The organism is Flavobacterium luteolum, from assembly GCF_027111275.1.
In the GTDB taxonomy this organism is placed as follows: domain Bacteria; phylum Bacteroidota; class Bacteroidia; order Flavobacteriales; family Flavobacteriaceae; genus Flavobacterium; species Flavobacterium luteolum.
In genome coordinates this window covers 1,814,317-1,833,590 of record NZ_CP114286.1, presented here as the reverse complement: position 1 = coordinate 1,833,590, position 19,274 = coordinate 1,814,317, and the positions used below count along the sequence as shown (strand labels likewise).

9 protein-coding genes are annotated in these 19,274 nt (G+C 36.3%); all 9 read left to right on the top strand.

The window, feature by feature from the left end; genetic code table 11:
- Positions 1-9 precede the first annotated feature (9 nt).
- On the top strand, positions 10-1,377 hold the full coding sequence (locus tag OZP10_RS07925; protein ID WP_281634191.1) for a hypothetical protein: 1,368 nt from the start codon (positions 10-12) through the stop codon (positions 1,375-1,377).
- A gap of 76 nt (positions 1,378-1,453) precedes the next feature.
- Positions 1,454-3,937 (top strand): glycoside hydrolase family 2 TIM barrel-domain containing protein, encoded by a 2,484-nt coding sequence (locus tag OZP10_RS07920; protein ID WP_281634190.1) that lies wholly within the window; start codon positions 1,454-1,456, stop codon positions 3,935-3,937.
- Between the two features lie 137 nt (positions 3,938-4,074).
- Positions 4,075-6,474 carry a glycoside hydrolase family 31 protein gene (locus tag OZP10_RS07915; protein WP_281634189.1) on the top strand — a complete coding sequence of 800 codons (2,400 nt, stop codon included), beginning with the start codon at positions 4,075-4,077 and terminating at the stop codon, positions 6,472-6,474.
- Between the two features lie 203 nt (positions 6,475-6,677).
- Entirely contained in the window at positions 6,678-8,684 is a 2,007-nt protein-coding gene (locus OZP10_RS07910) for a glycoside hydrolase family 97 protein (protein ID WP_281634188.1), read from the top strand.
- A 299-nt stretch (positions 8,685-8,983) separates the two neighbouring features.
- The gene (locus OZP10_RS07905) at positions 8,984-10,549 is read left to right on the top strand and encodes a GH39 family glycosyl hydrolase (protein WP_281634187.1); all 1,566 of its coding nucleotides are present in this window, start codon (positions 8,984-8,986) and stop codon (positions 10,547-10,549) included.
- 98 nt (positions 10,550-10,647) lie between these two features.
- Positions 10,648-12,885, top strand: coding sequence for a glycoside hydrolase family 3 C-terminal domain-containing protein (locus OZP10_RS07900; RefSeq protein WP_281634186.1), 2,238 nt, complete (start codon positions 10,648-10,650; stop codon positions 12,883-12,885).
- Between the two features lie 95 nt (positions 12,886-12,980).
- Positions 12,981-14,486, top strand: coding sequence for a cellulase family glycosylhydrolase (locus tag OZP10_RS07895; RefSeq protein WP_281634185.1), 1,506 nt, complete (start codon positions 12,981-12,983; stop codon positions 14,484-14,486).
- Between the two features lie 113 nt (positions 14,487-14,599).
- Positions 14,600-16,546, top strand: coding sequence for a sialate O-acetylesterase (locus OZP10_RS07890; RefSeq protein ID WP_281634184.1), 1,947 nt, complete (start codon positions 14,600-14,602; stop codon positions 16,544-16,546).
- 299 nt (positions 16,547-16,845) lie between these two features.
- Positions 16,846-19,254, top strand: coding sequence for a glycoside hydrolase family 95 protein (locus OZP10_RS07885; protein WP_281634183.1), 2,409 nt, complete (start codon positions 16,846-16,848; stop codon positions 19,252-19,254).
- The last annotated feature ends 20 nt before the right edge of the window (positions 19,255-19,274 follow it).

The following is a 19,274-nucleotide window of genomic DNA, read 5'->3' as shown; positions in this document are numbered from 1 at the left end:
AGCAAAAAAATGAAAAATATAAAAGTATTAATTACAACACTTTTGATGCTGGCCATGCTGGTATCATCTTGTTCGCCTGATAGCTATTCACTAGACGGCGCGATGGATAAATCGGATATACATTTTGAAGTTACTCAGGATTTAGCAGCAGATCCAGGAGGAAATACTGTGATTCTGAAAAATACGACACCTGGTGTTATATTAAACTGGGATTATGAAACAGGAAAATCAGACAAAGCGATAGAAACTGTAAAGTACGCTTTTAAAGGAAATTATACGATAAAAATTTCGGCTGTTACTGGTGGGGGAATTGTAGAACTTGATCCAGTAACGGTAACCGTAAATCAGGATAATTTAAATTATGTTAATGATGCACTTTGGACAGCTTTGTCTGGAGGTGTAGGAAAACAAAAAGTTTGGATTGCTGATAATGGTAAATACGGAATGGCTCTTGGAGCAATGTCTTATGCAGATCCTAGCACTACAGTAGAATGGGGTAATTTTACACCAAACTGGGAACCAGAAGGAAATGCTAATTCTAGTACAGATGCAGATATGCATTGGGGCAGAACAATGACTTTCAGTCTGGAAGGTGGTCCATTTATGAAAATTCATGAAGCCGATGGAACTCTTAAAGAAAGTGGCACTTATTTCTTAGATATAAATACACATACTTTAACAACAACTGGAGCAACAATTCTGAGACCAGACAACTACATTGCAAACGCAAGTAACTGGACTAACAATATCAAGATCTTAAAACTTACTGAAAACCAATTAAGAATTGCTATTATGAGAACTAATAGCGAAGGACCATGGTGGTATATTTGGAATTTCGTTTCTAAAGAATATGCAGACAACTACGTACCACCTGTTACTGGACCAAGTTATGATGAAGGTTTCAATCCAACTTTTGCTTCAGGCGAATTATTAAAAATGATTACTGGTGGAGTAGGATCAGGTAGAGTATGGAGTTTAGACGGAAATGGAAATCCAGTAGACTGGTTAGGAAAAGGAAAAGGATGGACTACAGGCGCTTCAAGCTCATATAACTGGGGATGGAATGATGATTGGGCTGCTATAGCAGGTAATTCTTGGATTCGTTTTGATCAATTTGGTGGAAAACTAAATTATACTAGAAGCCAGAATGGTGTAGTAACTTCTGGATTATTTACAATTGATGAAGCGAAAAATGAAATTAACTTAGGAACAAATACATTGATTCAAAATCCAGATAGCTGGATGAATCCAACAACAAATGTTATTAAAGTTGTAAAGGCTTACAATAATGACTACCTACAAAAAGGTATTTGGTTTGGAACATCTTATGATTCAGGAAAAGATGAGTGGTTTGTGTTCCATTATATAATTCCTTAAAAATTCATATATTTCACTTTATAAATAACTCGGAAGCAGATTGATACTGCTTCCGGGTTATTAAAATTTACGTACTATGTTGCAGCTAACTTCATATAAAAAACTAGGATTACTATTTGCAAGCTTTCTTTTATTGACAGCATGCAAATCATCAACAGATCAAAAATTTAGTAACCGAAAAGTTTCTTTTAATGCAGATTGGAGTTTCCATCTAAACGATAGTATTGCTGATAAAGACACTATTGGAACTTCAACAAAATGGAGAACTTTAGATGTTCCGCATGATTGGAGCATCGAAGGTAAATTTGATGAAAAAAGTCCTGCAGGTTATGGCGGAGGATCTCTAAACGGAGGTTTAGGCTGGTACAAAAAAGCATTCAAAGTCGCTGCAGAAGACAGCACAAAAATAACTTCTATAACTTTTGACGGAGTATATAGAAACAGTGAAGTTTGGGTAAATGGACATTATTTAGGAAAACGCCCAAACGGATATATAGGTTTTCAATATGATATGTCATCATATTTAAATTACGGAGACAAAAACAACGAAATAATTGTTAAGGTTGACAATTCAAAACAACCCAATTCACGCTGGTATTCAGGATCAGGAATTTTTAGAAATGTCTGGATTGAAACTACAGATAAACTTCATGTGGGACAATGGGGAACCTATATTACAACTCCAAAAGTTACGACCGAAAAAGCTTCTATAAGTTTTGAAACCACAATTAAAAATCAATACAAAGAAGGTAAAAAAGCCACAGTAACGACCACCATTTTTAAAGAAGACAAAAAAGTAACATCGGTTACACAAGATATAACCATCAATGCCAACGAAAATCAAATTCTGAATCAATCGGCAGAAGTTGAAAATCCGATTTTATGGTCAGTTGAAAATCCGGAATTGTATACAGCAGTTACTGAAATTTCGCTTGACGATAAAATCATCGATCAATACAAAACCAATTTCGGAATCAGAGATTTTAAATTCGATTTGAATAAAGGTTTTATTTTGAATGGAAAACAAGTAAAAATAAAAGGTGTTTGTCTGCATCATGATTTAGGTCCGTTGGGTTCTGCGATTAATACTCGCGCCATTGAACGTCAATTGGAAATCATGAAAGAAATGGGGGTAAACGGAATCAGGACTTCTCATAACCCGCCCGCTCCAGAACTTTTGGATCTTTGCGATAAAATGGGTTTCATTGTTATGGATGAAGCTTTTGATATGTGGAAACAAACCAAAACCAAATACGATTACGGAAACGATTGGGACAAATGGCATAAAAAAGATCTAATCGATCAATTGCTTCGCGACAGAAATCACCCAAGTATTTTTGTTTGGAGCATCGGAAACGAAATTCCAGAACAATGGAATGAAAAAGGCGTTGAAATTGCTAAAGAATTGGCTGCGATTACACGCGAGTATGATAAAACGCGTCCGTTAACCGCAGCGATGAATCCGCCGGTAAACATGAATATTGATGCGGTGACTTTACAGTTTGAGAAAAAAGATGTATCGATTAATCCGCTTGCTGGATCTGGAGTTTTAGATTTAATTGGATACAATTATGCACATCAAACGTACGAACATCATCTAAAGAACTTTCCAAATACACCTTTTATTGCAACCGAAACCACTTCAGGCTTGCAGACAAGAGGCTATTATGACGCTGTTTCAGATACCATTAAAAAATGGCCGGTAAGATGGGATCTTAAATTTACAGAAGGAAATCCAGGAAACACAGTTTCAGCATATGATCAAGTTCAAACACCTTGGGGTTCTACGCACGAAGCAACTTGGAAAGTAATTAAAAAACACGATTTCTTAGCTGGAATGTACGTTTGGACAGGCTTCGATTATATCGGAGAACCAACACCATACGAATGGCCATCAGTAAGTTCGTATTTCGGAATTGTCGATTTAGCAGGTTTCCCAAAAGACGTTTATTATATGTACCAAAGTGAATGGACAGACAAAACGGTTTTGCACATTTTCCCGCATTGGAACTGGAAACCCGGACAAACTGTTGATGTTTGGGCATATTACAATAAAGCCGATGAGGTTGAACTTTTCGTAAACGGAAAATCGGTTGGAAAACGAAGTAAAAAAGGAGATGATTTACACGTAATGTGGAGAATTCCTTTTGAAGCTGGAACTCTAAAAGCAGTTTCTCGTAAAGACGGAAAAGTAGTTTTAGAAAAAGAAATCAAAACAGCTGGAAATCCTTCTCAATTAAAACTGGCTGCAGACAGAAGTACCATCAAAGCAGACAAAAACGATCTGTCATTTATCACAGTTGATATCTTAGATGATAAAGGAACTTTAGCTCCAAATGCGAACAACGAAATTAATTTCTCTTTAAAAGGAAACGGAAAAATAGTAGGCGTTTGCAGCGGAGATCCGGTTAGCCACGAATCGTACAAAGGAAATAAACACAACGCTTTGGCTGGAAAATGTTTGGTAATTGTACAATCTGGAGATCAATCTGGAAGATTGGAATTAACAGCAAAAACAAATGGATTAAAACAGTCCACAATTGTAATTACAACAGAATAATTTTTGAAATTTTAAATATAGCCACAGATTAAAAAGATTTAAATCTGCATGATTTGCTAAATCTGCCAGAGAAAAGAGAAAAGAAAAAATCCTTTTAAATCTTTTTAATCTGTGGCAAAAAAAATAAAAAGTAACCAATGAAAAACTCAAAATTAACCGCATTGTTTTCTGCTTTTATGTTTGGATTTTTGGCAATTCCAAATGCTAATGCCCAAATCCAAAATGCAGATGTATTAAATGCTCCAATAGATATCAGTAAAGATTTTCAGAACTATCTGAATACTTTTTATTTTGCGGACGAACTAGCTTCTTTTGATCCTGCAACAGGAAAAGGAACCATCAAATATTTGAGATACAATTATAAAACACGTCAGGCTTTCAACAACATGATGATGAAACCAGATGTAGAAAAAGCAAACGAATTTCCAACAACAGAATATGCAGAATCTCCTGTTTTGCCATTCGAGATTCAGTTTGTTTCAGATAGAACAGTTAGAATTAAAACAACTTCTGGACCGCAATTTCACCCGCAAAAGGAATCTTTAATGTTGGTTGACGGTGTTGCGCCAAATCATCCTGAATTATGGAAATATGCTAAAATCGAAGGAGGTCATAGTTATACAAGCAAACACGGAAGAGTTGAAATCTTAACGAAACCGTGGCACGTAAAAATCTACGACGAAAAAGGAAAACTGCTGACAAGCACACTTCACGATACTGATTTTAAAAATACCTATACACCGACACTTCCGTTTTCTTACGTTCGAAGAAACAGCGATTACTCAAGAAGTATGGGCGCGGCTTTCAGTTTAGAACCAGACGAAAAAATATTTGGTTGCGGTGAATCATTCACACAATTCAACAAACGCGGACAAAAAGTAGTTTTATGGACGGATGATGCTAACGGAATCCAAAATGAAACAATGTACAAACCAATTCCGTTTTACATGAGCAGCCGTGGTTATGGAGTTTTCATGCATCATTCTACACCAATTACAGTTGACTTTGGAAAATACTTTTCAAGTGCTAACGAAATGTACATTGGAGACGACGAAGCCGATTTGTTTTTCTTTATCGGAGAACCAAAAGACATCTTAGATCAATACACTAATTTGACTGGAAAAGCAGCAATGCCACCACTTTGGTCATTCGGTTTCTGGATGAGTAGAATCACTTATTTCTCTGAAAAAGAAGGAAGAGAAGTAGCAAGAGATTTACGTAAATATAAAATTCCAACAGACGTAATTCACTTTGATACCGGTTGGTTTGATGTAGATTGGAGAAACAACTACGAGTTTGCAAAATCTCGTTTCCCAGATGCCACAAAAATGATGTCTGATTTAAAGAAAGACGGTTTTCAGGTTTGTCTTTGGCAGTTGCCTTATTTCACGCCAAAGAATACTTTATTTCCAGAAATTATGGATAAAAACTTGGCGGTAAGAGACAGAAAAGGAAATCTTCCGTACGAAGATGCTGTTTTAGACTTCTCAAATCCAGAAACAATTTCTTGGTACCAAGGAAAATTGAAAAAGTTATTCGATGAAGGTGTAGCGGTTTTCAAAGTAGATTTTGGAGAAGCGGCACCGCCAGATGGAATTTACCATTCTGGAAGAACAGGTTTCTACGAGCATAATTTATATCCATTACGTTACAACAAAGCAGTAGCAGAAATTACTCAAAAAGAAAAAGGATATACTTTAATCTGGGCAAGAAGTACTTGGGCAGGATCTCAGCGCTATCCTTTGCATTGGGGAGGAGATTCTGAAACTACAAATGGAGCAATGTCAGCAGAATTACGCGGCGGACTTTCATTAGGATTAAGCGGATTCAGTTTTTGGAGCCACGATGTTGGAGGATTTGCAACAAAATCGCCTGAGAATATTTATAGAAGATGGACGCCATTCGGAATGTTTACGTCACACGTAAGAAGCCACGGAGAACCGCCTCGCGAACCTTGGTTGTACAGCAAAGAATTCTTAGAAGGATTTAGAAAAGCAGACAATATGCGTTACGAATTAATGCCATATATCTACGCTCAGGCAAAAGAAAGTTCTCAAAAAGGATTACCAATGATGCGTGCTCTTTTTGTAGAATATCCAAACGATCCCGGAGCTTGGTTAGTTGATAATCAATATTTATTTGGTTCAAGTATTTTGGTTGCACCGCTTTTTGAGGAAGTTGAAGAAAGAGACGTTTACCTTCCAGAAGGAACTTGGATCGATTACCAAACTAAAAAAGTGTACCAATCTGGCTGGCATAAAATTAAAGCAGGTGAAGTGCCAATTATAGTTTTAGTAAAAGACGGAACTGCAATTCCACACATCGGTTTAGCGCAGTCTACAAAAGATATGGATTGGAGCAAATTAACTTTGAAAGTTTACGCAAGCGACAAAACCATTTCGGCTACAGCTAAAGTATTTTTACCAGAAGGTGACGCAGTACAAGAAATAAAAGTGAACAAAAGCGGAAACAATTTTGATGTAGCTACAAATCCATTAAACGGAAAAACCACTTTTAAAACCGAGTGGGCAAAATAAAAAAGTTAGCAACGAATTTCACGAATTAAATTGGTGAAAATTTGTGCAATTCGTGGCGAAAAAATATAGCCACAGATTAAAAGGATTAAAAAGATTAAAATAAAATCTGCTCCCGATAGCTATCGGGACTGTGTGAAAAATCATAAAGAAAAATCCTTTTTAATCCTTTTAATCTGTGGCAAAAAAATATAATACCAAAAAACATGAAAAACTATCTAGTTCTCCCAGCCGTATTGTTTTCGATAGCAATAGGCTACAGTCAAAAAACGAAAAACGCTTACGAATTGGCATCGCCAAACGGAAAGAATACAATCAAATTTGAGCTGGTAAAAAATGCTCCAAAATATGCCGTTTCTCACGGAAAGACAGAAGTAATTTCTCCGTCTGATATGGGATTTGTATTGAAAGGAAACGAAGACTTAAGTTCAAACTTTGAGATTAAAGGAGCAAAAACTTCTACGTTTGACGAAACTTGGGAACAAGTTTGGGGAGAAAAGAAAAATATTAGAAATCATTATAATCAATTGGTTGTTGATTTACAACAAAAAACAGGCAATAAAAGAAAATTACAGATTCAGTTTCGTGCTTTCGATGACGGAGTGGCTTTTAGATATGTTTATCCGAAACAAAATGTAAAAGACAGTATTTTCATCATGGATGAAAAAACAACTTTCAATCTTAAAGAAGATGGAAAAGCGTGGTGGATTCCAGCAAACAGAGAAAACCGTGACGAGTATCTTTTCAAAGATGCGCCGGTTAGTACTTTGGATACGGTTTTGACTCCGTTAACAATTGAAAGCAAAAGCGGTTTAGCTTTAAGTTTTCACGAAGCAAACTTGAATGATTTCGCAAGTATGACTTTGGTTAATACTAAAGGAACAGAGCTAAAATCTGATTTAGTGCCGTGGGCCGATGGAGTAAAAGTTCGTGTAAAAGATTCATTTACTTCTTCTTGGAGAACACTTCAAATTGGAGAAAATCCAGGAGAATTGATTACTTCTTATTTGGTTTTAAACTTAAACGAACCAAACAAACTAAAGAACATAAACAGCTATTTCAAACCATACAAATATTTAGGAATTTGGTGGGGAATGCACATTGGGAAATATACTTTCTGGGAAAGCGACAAACAAGGTGCAACAACAAAACATGCCGAGGAATATATTGATTTTACAGCAAAAGAAGGTTTCCATCATTTATTGATCGAAGGATGGAATAAAGGTTGGACACCAGGTTGGTATGAAAACCGTATGCACATGTTTAGCTTCACAAAAAACGCAGACAATTTCGATTTAGAAAAAGTGGTTGAATATGGAAAAAAACATGATGTAGAATTAATTGGTTATCATGAAACTGGTTCGAACTTAATTAACTATTTAAAACAAGTTGACGAAGCTTTTGCTTTATACAAAAAACTAGGAATTCATACGGTGAAAATTGGTCATGTAGGTTCTAAATTGAATATGAAACAGATGCACTTCGGGCAGTTTGGAGTAAATTATTTCAGATACATTTTAGAAAAAGCAGCACAATATGATTTAGCGGTTTTATACCACGAATCGATAAAAGATACAGGAGAACGCAGAACGTATCCAAACATGGTTTCGAGAGAAGCAGCTCGCGGTCAAGAATATAACGCTTGGAGCGAAGGAAATCCACCAAACCACTTAACGATTATTCCGTTTACAAGATTACTTTCTGGACCAATGGATTTCACGCCTGGAATTTTTGATGTTGAGGTAAAACAAGGTTATCCAGGAAAAAGAATTCAGGGAACAGTTGGTCAGCAATTGGCATTGTATGTAACGATTTATGCACCAATTCAAATGTTGGCAGATCTTCCTGAAAATTACGAAGGAAAACCAGCTTTACAATTCTTAAAAGATGTTCCAACAGATTGGGAAGACACTAAAATCTTAGAAGGAAAAATTGGCGAATACATCACAACAGCAAGAAAAGACAGAAACAGCGCCGACTGGTATCTAGGAACTTTGACAAATGAGAAACCAAGAAATGTAGAAGTTTCATTATCATTCTTAGATCCAAATACAACTTATGAAGCACAGATTTATGTAGATGCAGAAGGAACAGATCAAACACACAATCCAGAAGCGGTAGCAATCTCTAAGAAAACTGTAAAAGCTTCAGACAAATTACAATTGAAATTAGGCGGAGCTGGAGGTGGAGCAGTGAGATTTAAAAAGCTATAATTATTAATTTTCTATAGAGACTCGCAGCAGTGCGTCTTTATTAGATGTTAAACCCGACAGGTTTTTAAAACCTGTCGGGTTTACTCAACACAATGATTATACACAACGTAATCTGTAGAGACGCACTGCAGTGCGTCTAACATATAGTTAGAAAATAAAATATTTAGCCACAGATTAAAAGGATTAAAAAGATTTAAATCTGGATGATCTCCTAAATCTGCGAGAGAAAAAAATCCGTTAGAATCCTATTATCCCGATAGCTATCGGGAGTGGCAAAAAATAAACAAAACCATTTTCAGATGAAAAAACTTTTAATACTAGCAGGAGTTTTATTTAGTTCAATCTATTCGTTTGGGCAAAATGAAAACCGAATCATAAAAGTTGATTTCAAAAAAGAAGCAGGAAAATTAAACACCATGTTCAAAGAATGCATCGGTGCTGGAAGAGCAAATGAAGGTCTTCGTGCCGACTGGCAGGAACAACTGGCATTGGTAAAAAAAGAATGCGATTTTAAATACATCCGTTTTCATGGTTTATTGTCTGATGACATGGCTGTTTATCGTGAAGATGAAAAAGGGAATCCAGAATATAATTACCAATATGTAGATGTTTTGTTTGATTATATTGTAAGTCTGAAAATGAAACCATTTGTAGAGTTAGGTTTTATGCCGAATGCATTAGCAAGCGGAAAAGAAACTATTTTTTGGTGGAAAGGGAACGTAACGCCTCCAAAAGATTATAAAAAATGGGAAGATTTAGTTCGAAATTTAACGCAGCATTTTAAAGAACGTTACGGAGACGAAGAAGTAAAAACATGGTATTTTGAAGTTTGGAATGAGCCAAATCTTTCACCAGGATTTTGGAGCAGCACACAGCAAGAATATTATAAATTATACGATTATGCAGCTCGCGGTGTAAAAGAGGTAAATCCAGCTTATAAAGTTGGTGGACCAGCAACGGCAGGTTCTGCTTGGGTTGCTGAAACAATTGATTTTTGTGCGAAGAATAATGTTCCGATGGATTTTGTTTCGACGCATACTTATGGAGTGAAACATGGTTATTTGGACGAATTTGGAACTTCGGGAACAATTTTAAATCAGGATGAATGGAGTGTAAGTGGTGAAATTATCAATTCTAGAAAATTGATTACAGAGTCGGCTAAACCGAATCTTGAATTGCATTACACAGAATGGAGTTCATCTTACACGCCGGCAGATCCAATTCACGACAGTTATCATTCTGCAGCTTATATTTTGCAGAAATTAAAACAAGTTGGAAACGCGGCAAACTCTATGTCATATTGGGTTTTTACGGATATTTTTGAAGAAGCGGGGCCAAGATTTACGCCTTTTCATGGCGGTTTCGGATTATTGAATACGCAGGGAATTAAAAAACCAGCCTATTTCTCTTATTATTTATTGAATAAATTGGGAGAAACAGAACTTCAAAATTCAGATAAAGCTTCTTGGATTTCCAAAAATGCAAAAGGTGATGTTCAGGTTTTATTGTGGGATTTTACCAATACACATCCTGGCGATAAAGAACTGAATCAAACGTATTATATAAAAGATCTTCCATCAAAAGAAAAAGGAAAAGTGAAAATTGAAGTGGATGGAATGCAGAAAGGAAAATATGTATTGGAAATTTACAAAGTGGGTTACAAAGTAAATGACGCTTACGCGGATTATCTGGCGATGAACAAACCAAGTCAGTTAACACGTGAGCAAGTCAATTCCATAAAAGAAAAAAATAATGGTGCTCCGATTTCCACAGAAAAAATTACAATTGACGGAAAAGGAACTTTCAGCAGAGAATTTAAAATCAATGAAAATGATGTTGTAATGCTGAATTTAATTAAACAATAATAGAGAGAAAACCACAAACATAAAAATAGTATTAACGGTATTTAGAGATGATGCGTGAGGAATCAAAAATCTTTAAATCAAAAAACACCTAACTATCTATGAAAAACAAAATGATATTCCTTTCATCAGCTCTAGTTTTTGCATTTTTTACTTCATGTAAAAATGATGCACAGACAATAGCTTCAAATTCGGCGCAGACCGAAGAATACGTTGGAAAAGAAATAAGTACAGACCATGATGCCGAAATCGACAAACTGATTTCGCAAATGACATTAGAAGAAAAAATCGGAATGCTTCACGGGAACAGTATGTTTGCCAATGCAGGTGTAAAACGTTTAGGAATTCCAGAATTAAAAATGGCCGATGGTCCATTGGGAGTTCGTGAAGAAATCTCAAGAGACAATTGGGCTCCAGCAGGATGGACAAACGATTTTGCTACTTACTACCCAGCAGGGGGCGCTTTGGCAGCAACTTGGAATGCAGAAATGGCGCATACTTTCGGAACCAGTTTAGGAGAAGAATTACGTGCAAGAGACAAAGACATGTTGCTTTCGCCAGCCATCAATATGGTAAGAACACCGCTTGGAGGAAGAACATACGAATACATGTCTGAAGATCCGTTCTTAAACAAAAAAATCGCCGTGCCTTTGATTGTTGGTTTACAAGAAAAAGATGTAATGGCGTGTGTAAAACACTTTGCAGCAAACAATCAGGAAACGAATCGTGATTTTGTAGATGTACAAATTGACGAGCGTACACTTCGCGAAATTTATCTTCCAGCTTTTGAAGCTTCGGTAAAAGAAGCAAAAGCCTACAGTATAATGGGCGCTTACAATAAATTCAGAGGCGAATATTTATGTGAGAACGATTATATGTTAAATAAAATCCTTCGTGACGAATGGGGATTCAAAGGAATTGTAGTTTCAGATTGGGCTGCGGTTCATTCTACAGCAAAATCTTTGAAAAACGGTTTAGATATTGAAATGGGAACACCAAAACCTTTCAATGAATTTTTCTTAGCCGATAAATTAATCGCTGCGGTTAAATCTGGAGAAGTTTCTGAAAAAGAAATTGATCTGCATGTAAAACGTATTTTAAGAGTTTTATTCCAAGTAAAAGCAATGGGCGGAGGCGAGCGTGCAAAAGGAAGTATCGCAACCGAAGCACATTATCAAGACGCTTACAAAATTGCTGCAGAAGCAATTGTATTATTGAAAAACGAAAACAATGCATTGCCATTAAAACTAGACGGAGTAAAATCTATCGCTGTAATTGGAAATAATGCAACTAAGAAAAATGCTCTTGGTGGATTTGGAGCTGGAGTAAAAACAAAAAGAGAAGTTACGCCTCTTGATGGTCTTAAAAACAGATTGCCTTCATCAATCAAAATCAATTATGCGGAAGGATATTTAGAGCGTTACGATAAAAAGAACAGAGGAAACTTAGGAAATATTACGGCTAATGGCCCTGTTACAATTGATCAATTAGATCCAGCAAAAGTTCAAGAAGCAGTTGATGCAGCTAAAAACTCAGATGTAGCAATTGTTTTTGCGGGTTCAAACCGTGATTACGAAACAGAAGCTTCGGATAGAAGAGATTTACATTTGCCTTTCGGACAAGAAGAATTAATCAAAAAAGTAATAGAAGCTAATCCAAAAACGATCGTTGTAATGGTGGCTGGTGCTCCTTTTGATATTAATGAAGTAAGCAAAAAATCTTCTGCTTTGGTTTGGAGCTGGTTCAATGGATCTGAAGGTGGAAATGCTTTGGCTGATGTTATTTTAGGAAAAGTAAATCCTTCAGGAAAATTACCTTGGACAATGCCAGTTGCATTAAAAGATTCTCCTGCACACGCTACAAACAGTTTCCCTGGAGACAAAACTGTAAATTATGCGGAAGGAATCTTAATTGGATATCGTTGGTTTGACACTAAAAACGTAGCGCCATTATATCCTTTTGGTTACGGATTATCATACACAACTTTTGCACTTGATAATGCAAAAGCAAATAAAGATTCGTACGCTCAAAACGACGTAATTGAAGTTACAGTTGACGTTAAAAACACAGGAAAGGTAGACGGTAAAGAAGTAGTACAATTATATACTGCAAAATCTGATTCTAAAATTACTCGTGCAGCACAAGAGTTAAAAGGATTCAAAAAAGCAGAAGTAAAAGCTGGAAGTTCAGCAAAAGTAACAATCAAAGTTCCAGTAAAAGAATTGGCATATTATGATGTTGCTGCTAAAAAATGGACAGTTGAGCCAGGAAAATATACTATTAAGTTAGGAACTTCTTCAAGAGATATTAAAAAAGAAATTCAGGTAACAGTTAAATAAATTGTTATTGCTATAAAATAACCAAACTATCAACGCCAGCCCATTAAAAGCTGGCGTTGATTTTAAAAACTTACACTTAACTTAAACCAAACCAAATGAAAAAAACAATTAAAGATTACTGCTTGAGCTTTATTTTATGTTTTGCATTTTTAGGCGTTTTAGCTTGCAGTTCAGATAAAGAAACTACTCCAGAAAATACGATAAAATCATTAACGGCAAGCACAGCCAAAATTGATTTTGACAGCAAAGAAAACACTTCGGATATCACTATTAATTCAGAAGCTTCAAGCTGGACTTTGGCCAGTTCTGCAAACTGGGTAAAAGTGAGTCAGACAACAGGAGTAAAAGGAAGTGTTATTGTTAGAATAACAGCTTCAGCAAATACAGAAAATGCTGCTAGAACAGCTTCAGTCACTTTAAGTTCAAATGAGGCAAAAACGGTTACGATAGCAGTTTTACAGACTGCTGCAACAGTTGCTACAGGTTTATATCCAAGTTATAATACCAACCCAATTGCAGCTGATGCGTCAGGAATGGGAAGTTCTGCGGTTGAATTGGCAGCAAAAATTAAATTAGGCTGGAATATCGGAAATACGTTGGAAGCAACTGGAGGCGAAACCGCTTGGGGAAATCCAAAAGTGACTAAAGCCTTAATTGATGCCGTAAAAGCAAATGGTTTCAATGCGGTAAGAATTCCGTGTTCTTGGAATCAGAATTTAGAAAATGCTGCAACAGCTAAAATCAAAACTGATTGGTTAAACCGAGTGAAAGAAGTCGTACAATATTGTGTTGATAACGATATGTATGTTGTCGTAAACATTCACTGGGATGGTGGCTGGCTGGAAAATAATATTACAGAAGCTAAAAAAGTAGAAAACAATGCCAAACAGAAAGCGTTTTGGGAACAAATCGCAACACATTTAAGAGGTTTCGACGAACATTTACTTTTTGCAAGCGCCAACGAACCAGCGGTTGAAGATGCTACGCAAATGGCAGTTTTAACCTCTTATCACCAGACTTTTATCGATGCAGTTCGTTCTACAGGAGGAAAAAACGCCACTCGTGTTTTAGTCGTGCAAGGTCCAACGACAGACATTGAAAAAACGAACAAATTAATGACTACATTGCCAGTAGATAAAGTTACAGGCAGAATGATGGTTGAAGTGCATTACTATTCTCCATGGAATTTTGCTGGTTTAACCAAAGACGAAACTTGGGGCAAAATGTTCTATTATTGGGGATCAGGATTTCATTCTACAACCGATACAGAACGAAATGCAACTTGGGGAGAAGAAGCCGATTTAGAGAAGAACTTTAAACTGATGAAAACTCAATTTGTAGACAAAGGAATTCCAGTGTTATTGGGAGAATTTGGAGCCATCCGTAGAACAACTTTAACGGGAGATGCGCTGACTTTACATTTAAATTCAAGAGCGTATTATTTAAAAACGGTAGTAAAAACAGCAAAAGCAAACGGATTATTACCTTTTTATTGGGATGAAGGAAGCCTAGGAAACAACGGTTTCGGAATCATGAATAGAACCAATAATACGGTCTTCGATACACAAGCTTTAAACGCTTTAATAGACGGATTAAAATAAAAAAATGTGGTTAAATCCTATAAGTGATATAAATAAATTTAAGCACAATTGTAGCTAAAAACTTAAAATAACTTATATCACTTATATGGTTAAAAAATATTTAAATTAAAAAAATGAAAAAGAATATAATATTTATTTTTCTGTTAATTAGTGTTTTAGCTAATGCTAATATAAGAATGCCTTTAATATTCTCTGACGGAATGGTACTCCAAAGAGACAAACAAATTCCGATTTGGGGTTTTGCGGAGGCGAATGAAAGCATAGAAATTCATTTCAACAAACAAATCAAGAAAACAATAGCCGATAAAAACGGAAAATGGACGGTAAATTTGGCTGCTGAAAAAGCTGGTGGACCATTCGAATTAATTATTATCGGAAAAAATACAATCACAATCAAAAATGTTTTGGTTGGCGAAGTTTGGATTTGCAGTGGACAATCGAATATGGAATTTCAGGTTTTCAAAACCATGAATTCTGAAAAAGAAATCAGCAGTGCAGATTATCCAATGATTCGTCATTTTGGTGTTGCCCAAGATTTAAGCGGAACTCCAAAAGACGATTTAAAGCAAGGAAAATGGGAAGTAGCCAACAAAGAAAATGTTGGCAACTTTACTGCAGTTGGTTATTATTTCGCCAGAAAACTATATTCAGAATTAAAAATTCCAATCGGAATTATCAATACTTCTTGGGGCGGAACCAATGTGGAGACTTGGACAAGCCGTGAAGCTTTCGAAAACAGTCCCGATTTTAAAGCCATGATTGCCGATGTTCCAACAGTAGATATCAATGCCATTTTTGAAACGTATAAAAAGTCGGTTTTAGACAATCTTAAAAAAGTGCAAGGTTTTGATGTTTCGATGGAAAACGAAGAGCAATTTAAGAATCCAAATTTTCAAGACAAAAACTGGCCAGAAATAAAAGTGCCTTCACTTTGGGAAAACCAGCAAATTGGCAATATCGACGGAATTGTCTGGATGCGAAAAACGATTGTTTTAACCGCAGAACAAGCCAAAAAGGAAGCTGTTTTACATTTAGCAAAAGTCGATGACGAAGACAAAACGTATGTAAACGGAGTTGAAGTTGGAACAAACAATCTTTGGGATGCCAAAAGAGTCTACAAAATTCCGGCAAACGTTTTAAAAGAAGGAACAAACGTGATCGCAGTAAGAATTACAGATTACAGTGGCGGTGGCGGAATTTATGGCGATCCAGCAGATTTAAAAATCGATTTTAAAGATTCAAATGTACCGCTTGAAGGACTTTGGAAATTCAACGTTGTAAAAGTAAGAATCGAGGTTTCACCAAACAGTTATCCGTCATTATTGTACAATGCAATGGTAAATCCGTTAGTGCCTTATGCGATGCAAGGTGTTTTATGGTATCAAGGAGAAGCCAATGTTTGGAGAGCGGCAGAATACAAAAAGTCATTTCCATTGATGATAAACGATTGGAGAAGTAAATTCAAACAAGGAAATTTCCCTTTTTATTTCGTTCAATTATCCACTTTTGATGAATTCGGAGGAAACAGCCAAAAAGGAAGCCGTTGGGCAGAACTTCGCGAAGCACAATCTCAAACTTTAAAATTGCCAAATACTGGAATGGCTGTTACAACTGATATTGGAAATGCAAAAGACATTCATCCAACAAACAAACAAGACATTGGTTTGCGTTTGGCAGCGATTGCGCTGAATAACATTTACGGCAAAAAACAAGTTCACAGCGGACCAACTTATAAATCTCAAATAATAAAAGGAAACGAAATTATTCTTACTTTCGATAACATCGGCAGCGGATTGTCAACGCCAAATAACGATGAATTAGAAGGTTTCGAAATTGCAGGTTCAGACAAAGTTTTTCATTCCGCGAAAGCGATAATTAAAGACAACAGAATAATCGTTTCTAGCGATAAAGTTCAAAATCCAGTTGCAGTGCATTACGGTTGGGCAGATGACGACACAGCAATTAATCTTTTTAATAAAGAAAAATTCCCTGCATCGCCATTTAGAACGGATAATTGGGAAATGCTAACGGCGAATGAGAAGTATAAAGTGAGTAAATAATTATTTGGGCGTGACCGTACCGAGATAAGAAGGCAAATATATTTTGCGTTTATACGCCTTCTTATCTCGCTACGGTCGGGCTATCCGCGCTACTTCGGTAGCTTGCTCCTATCCCTCACGCGCGTAAAATATTAATTAACGCTTTTGTTTGTCATTCCGAGGAACGAGGAATCACACTAGAAATTCAACAAAGTGAATTACCTATCTTTGTCGATTTACGAGTGTGATTCCTCGTTCCTCGGAATGACAAGATTGCAGAAATACCAGATGTAAAAAACATGATTCAAAATAACAAGCCTATGAATTCAAAAATCATTATAAAAACATTTTTCATTTTACTTCTAACATCTTATTATACAAACATTTCTGCGCAATCTAAAAATGTTTTGTGGTACAAACAACCCGCAGAATTCTTTGAAGAAAGCTTGGTTTTAGGAAACGGAAAAATGGGAGCAACCGTTTTTGGAGGAGCCAATTCAGATAAAATTTATTTGAATGATATTACACTTTGGTCGGGCGAACCCGTAAATGCGAATATGAGCCCAGAAGCGTACAAAAATATTCCGGCAATTCGTGAAGCATTCAAAAACGAAAATTACAAACTGGCAGAAGAACTCAACAAGAAAGTTCAGGGAAAAAATTCCGAATCGTATGCGCCTTTAGGAACTTTAGAAATCAATAATTCCGAAAAAGGAAAAGCAATTAATTACCATAGAGAATTGGATCTTTCGAACGCTATTTCAAAAGTAAGTTATGAAATGGCAGGTATAAAATATACACGCGAATATTTCGTATCGGCTCCAGATAAAGTCATGATTATCAAATTGACAGCCGATCAAAAAGGAGCTTTAAATTTCGATATTAATCTAAAAAGCCTTTTACAATCCAATGTCGAAGTGCGAAACAATATTTTGGTATTAAGAGGTTCTGCGCCAATTCATGAAAACGCAGGATATAATGTTTCCCCAAAATATTTGAGCTTAAAAGAAAGAGGAACAAGATTTACAGGTTTAGTTCAAATCAAAAAAACAGACGGAACGGTTACAAGTTCTCGAGAAACGTTGAGCTTAAAAGACGCAACAGAGGCGATTATTTTCGTTTCTGTCGCAACAAGTTTTAATGGTTTTGATAAAAATCCAGCGTCAGAAGGTTTAGATGATGTTTCGATTGCTTTGCAAAATCTGAACAATGCCTATGCAAAAGCATTCGATAAACTAAAAGAATCCCACATTGCTGATTACCAAAAATTCTTCAATCGTGTCAATTTAGATTTAGGAAAAACAACCGCTCCAGATTTGCCGACAGACGAACGTTTATTGCGTTATGCTGACGGAAAAGAAGATAAAAATCTCGAAATTCTATATTTCAATTTCGGACGTTATTTATTAATAAGCTCATCAAGAACTTTGGGCGTTCCAGCCAATTTGCAAGGACTTTGGAATCCGCATTTAAGTCCGCCTTGGAGCAGTAATTATACGATGAATATCAATCTGGAAGAAAATTACTGGCTGGCAGAAAATACCAATCTTTCAGAAATGCATTCGTCACTTTTAAGTTTCATTAAAAACCTTTCGGTAACAGGAAAAGTTACGGCAAAGACTTTTTACGGAGTAGATAAAGGCTGGGCGGCAGCGCATAATTCAGATATTTGGGCAATGACTAATCCGGTTGGACAGTTTGGAAAAGAAGATCCAATGTGGGCGTGCTGGCCAATGGCGCAAGCATGGTTGAGCACTCATATTTGGGAACATTACACTTTTACACAAGATTTATCCTATTTGAAAAAAGAAGGATATCCGTTGATGAAAGGCGCGGCCGAATTTTGTTTAGGCTGGTTGATTACCGATAAAAACGGAAATTTAATTACTTCACCATCGACTTCGCCAGAAAATCAATATAAACTGGCTGATGGCTTTGTGGGTGCAACACTTTACGGAGGAACTGCCGATTTAGCCATGATTCGCGAATGTTTTGATAAAACGATAAAAGCTTCAAAAGTGCTGAACACTGATGCTGACTTCAGAAAAAAACTAGAAACAGCGCTTTCAAAACTGTATCCGTATCAAATTGGTAAAAAAGGAAATCTTCAGGAATGGTATTTTGATTGGGACGATAACGAACCGAAACATCGCCATCAATCACACTTATTCGGACTTTTCCCCGGCGATCATATCACACCTTTGAAAACTCCAGATTTGGCAGAAGCTTCAAAAAAGACTTTAGAAATAAAAGGAGACGAAACCACAGGCTGGTCAAAAGGCTGGAGAATCAATCTTTGGGCAAGACTTTGGGACGGAAATCGTGCTTATAAAATGTATCGTGAATTGCTTCGCTACGTGGATCCAGACGGAAAGAAAACAGAAAAACCAAGAAGAGGAGGAGGAACGTATCCGAATTTATTCGATGCGCATCCGCCATTTCAAATTGATGGTAATTTTGGTGGCGCAGCAGCAGTTGTCGAAATGCTGGTTCAGTCGGATGAAAACGAAATTCGATTACTTCCAGCTTTGCCAGATGCTTGGTCAGAAGGTTCTGTAAAAGGAATCTGTGCAAGAGGCGGTTTTGAAATTGAAATGACGTGGAATGATAAAAATGTAACTCATGCTATAATCTCTTCTAAAACAGGGGGAAAAACAACTTTAGTTTTCGGTAATTATAAAAAAGAAATTATTTTGAAAAAAGGAGAAAGTATAGAAATCGATATTTAAATTCTATATCCAATTTTATA

Excerpts from the sequence above, each read along its gene's own strand:
- OZP10_RS07900 (WP_281634186.1), top strand. The coding sequence starts at position 10,648 with ATGAAAAACAAAATGATATTCCTTTCATCAGCTCTAGTTTTTGCATTT.
- OZP10_RS07910 (WP_281634188.1), top strand. The coding sequence starts at position 6,678 with ATGAAAAACTATCTAGTTCTCCCAGCCGTATTGTTTTCGATAGCAATA.
- OZP10_RS07925 (WP_281634191.1), top strand. The coding sequence starts at position 10 with ATGAAAAATATAAAAGTATTAATTACAACACTTTTGATGCTGGCCATG.
- OZP10_RS07885 (WP_281634183.1), top strand. The coding sequence starts at position 16,846 with ATGAATTCAAAAATCATTATAAAAACATTTTTCATTTTACTTCTAACA.
- OZP10_RS07905 (WP_281634187.1), top strand. The coding sequence starts at position 8,984 with ATGAAAAAACTTTTAATACTAGCAGGAGTTTTATTTAGTTCAATCTAT.
- OZP10_RS07920 (WP_281634190.1), top strand. The coding sequence starts at position 1,454 with ATGTTGCAGCTAACTTCATATAAAAAACTAGGATTACTATTTGCAAGC.
- OZP10_RS07890 (WP_281634184.1), top strand. The coding sequence starts at position 14,600 with ATGAAAAAGAATATAATATTTATTTTTCTGTTAATTAGTGTTTTAGCT.
- OZP10_RS07915 (WP_281634189.1), top strand. The coding sequence starts at position 4,075 with ATGAAAAACTCAAAATTAACCGCATTGTTTTCTGCTTTTATGTTTGGA.
- OZP10_RS07895 (WP_281634185.1), top strand. The coding sequence starts at position 12,981 with ATGAAAAAAACAATTAAAGATTACTGCTTGAGCTTTATTTTATGTTTT.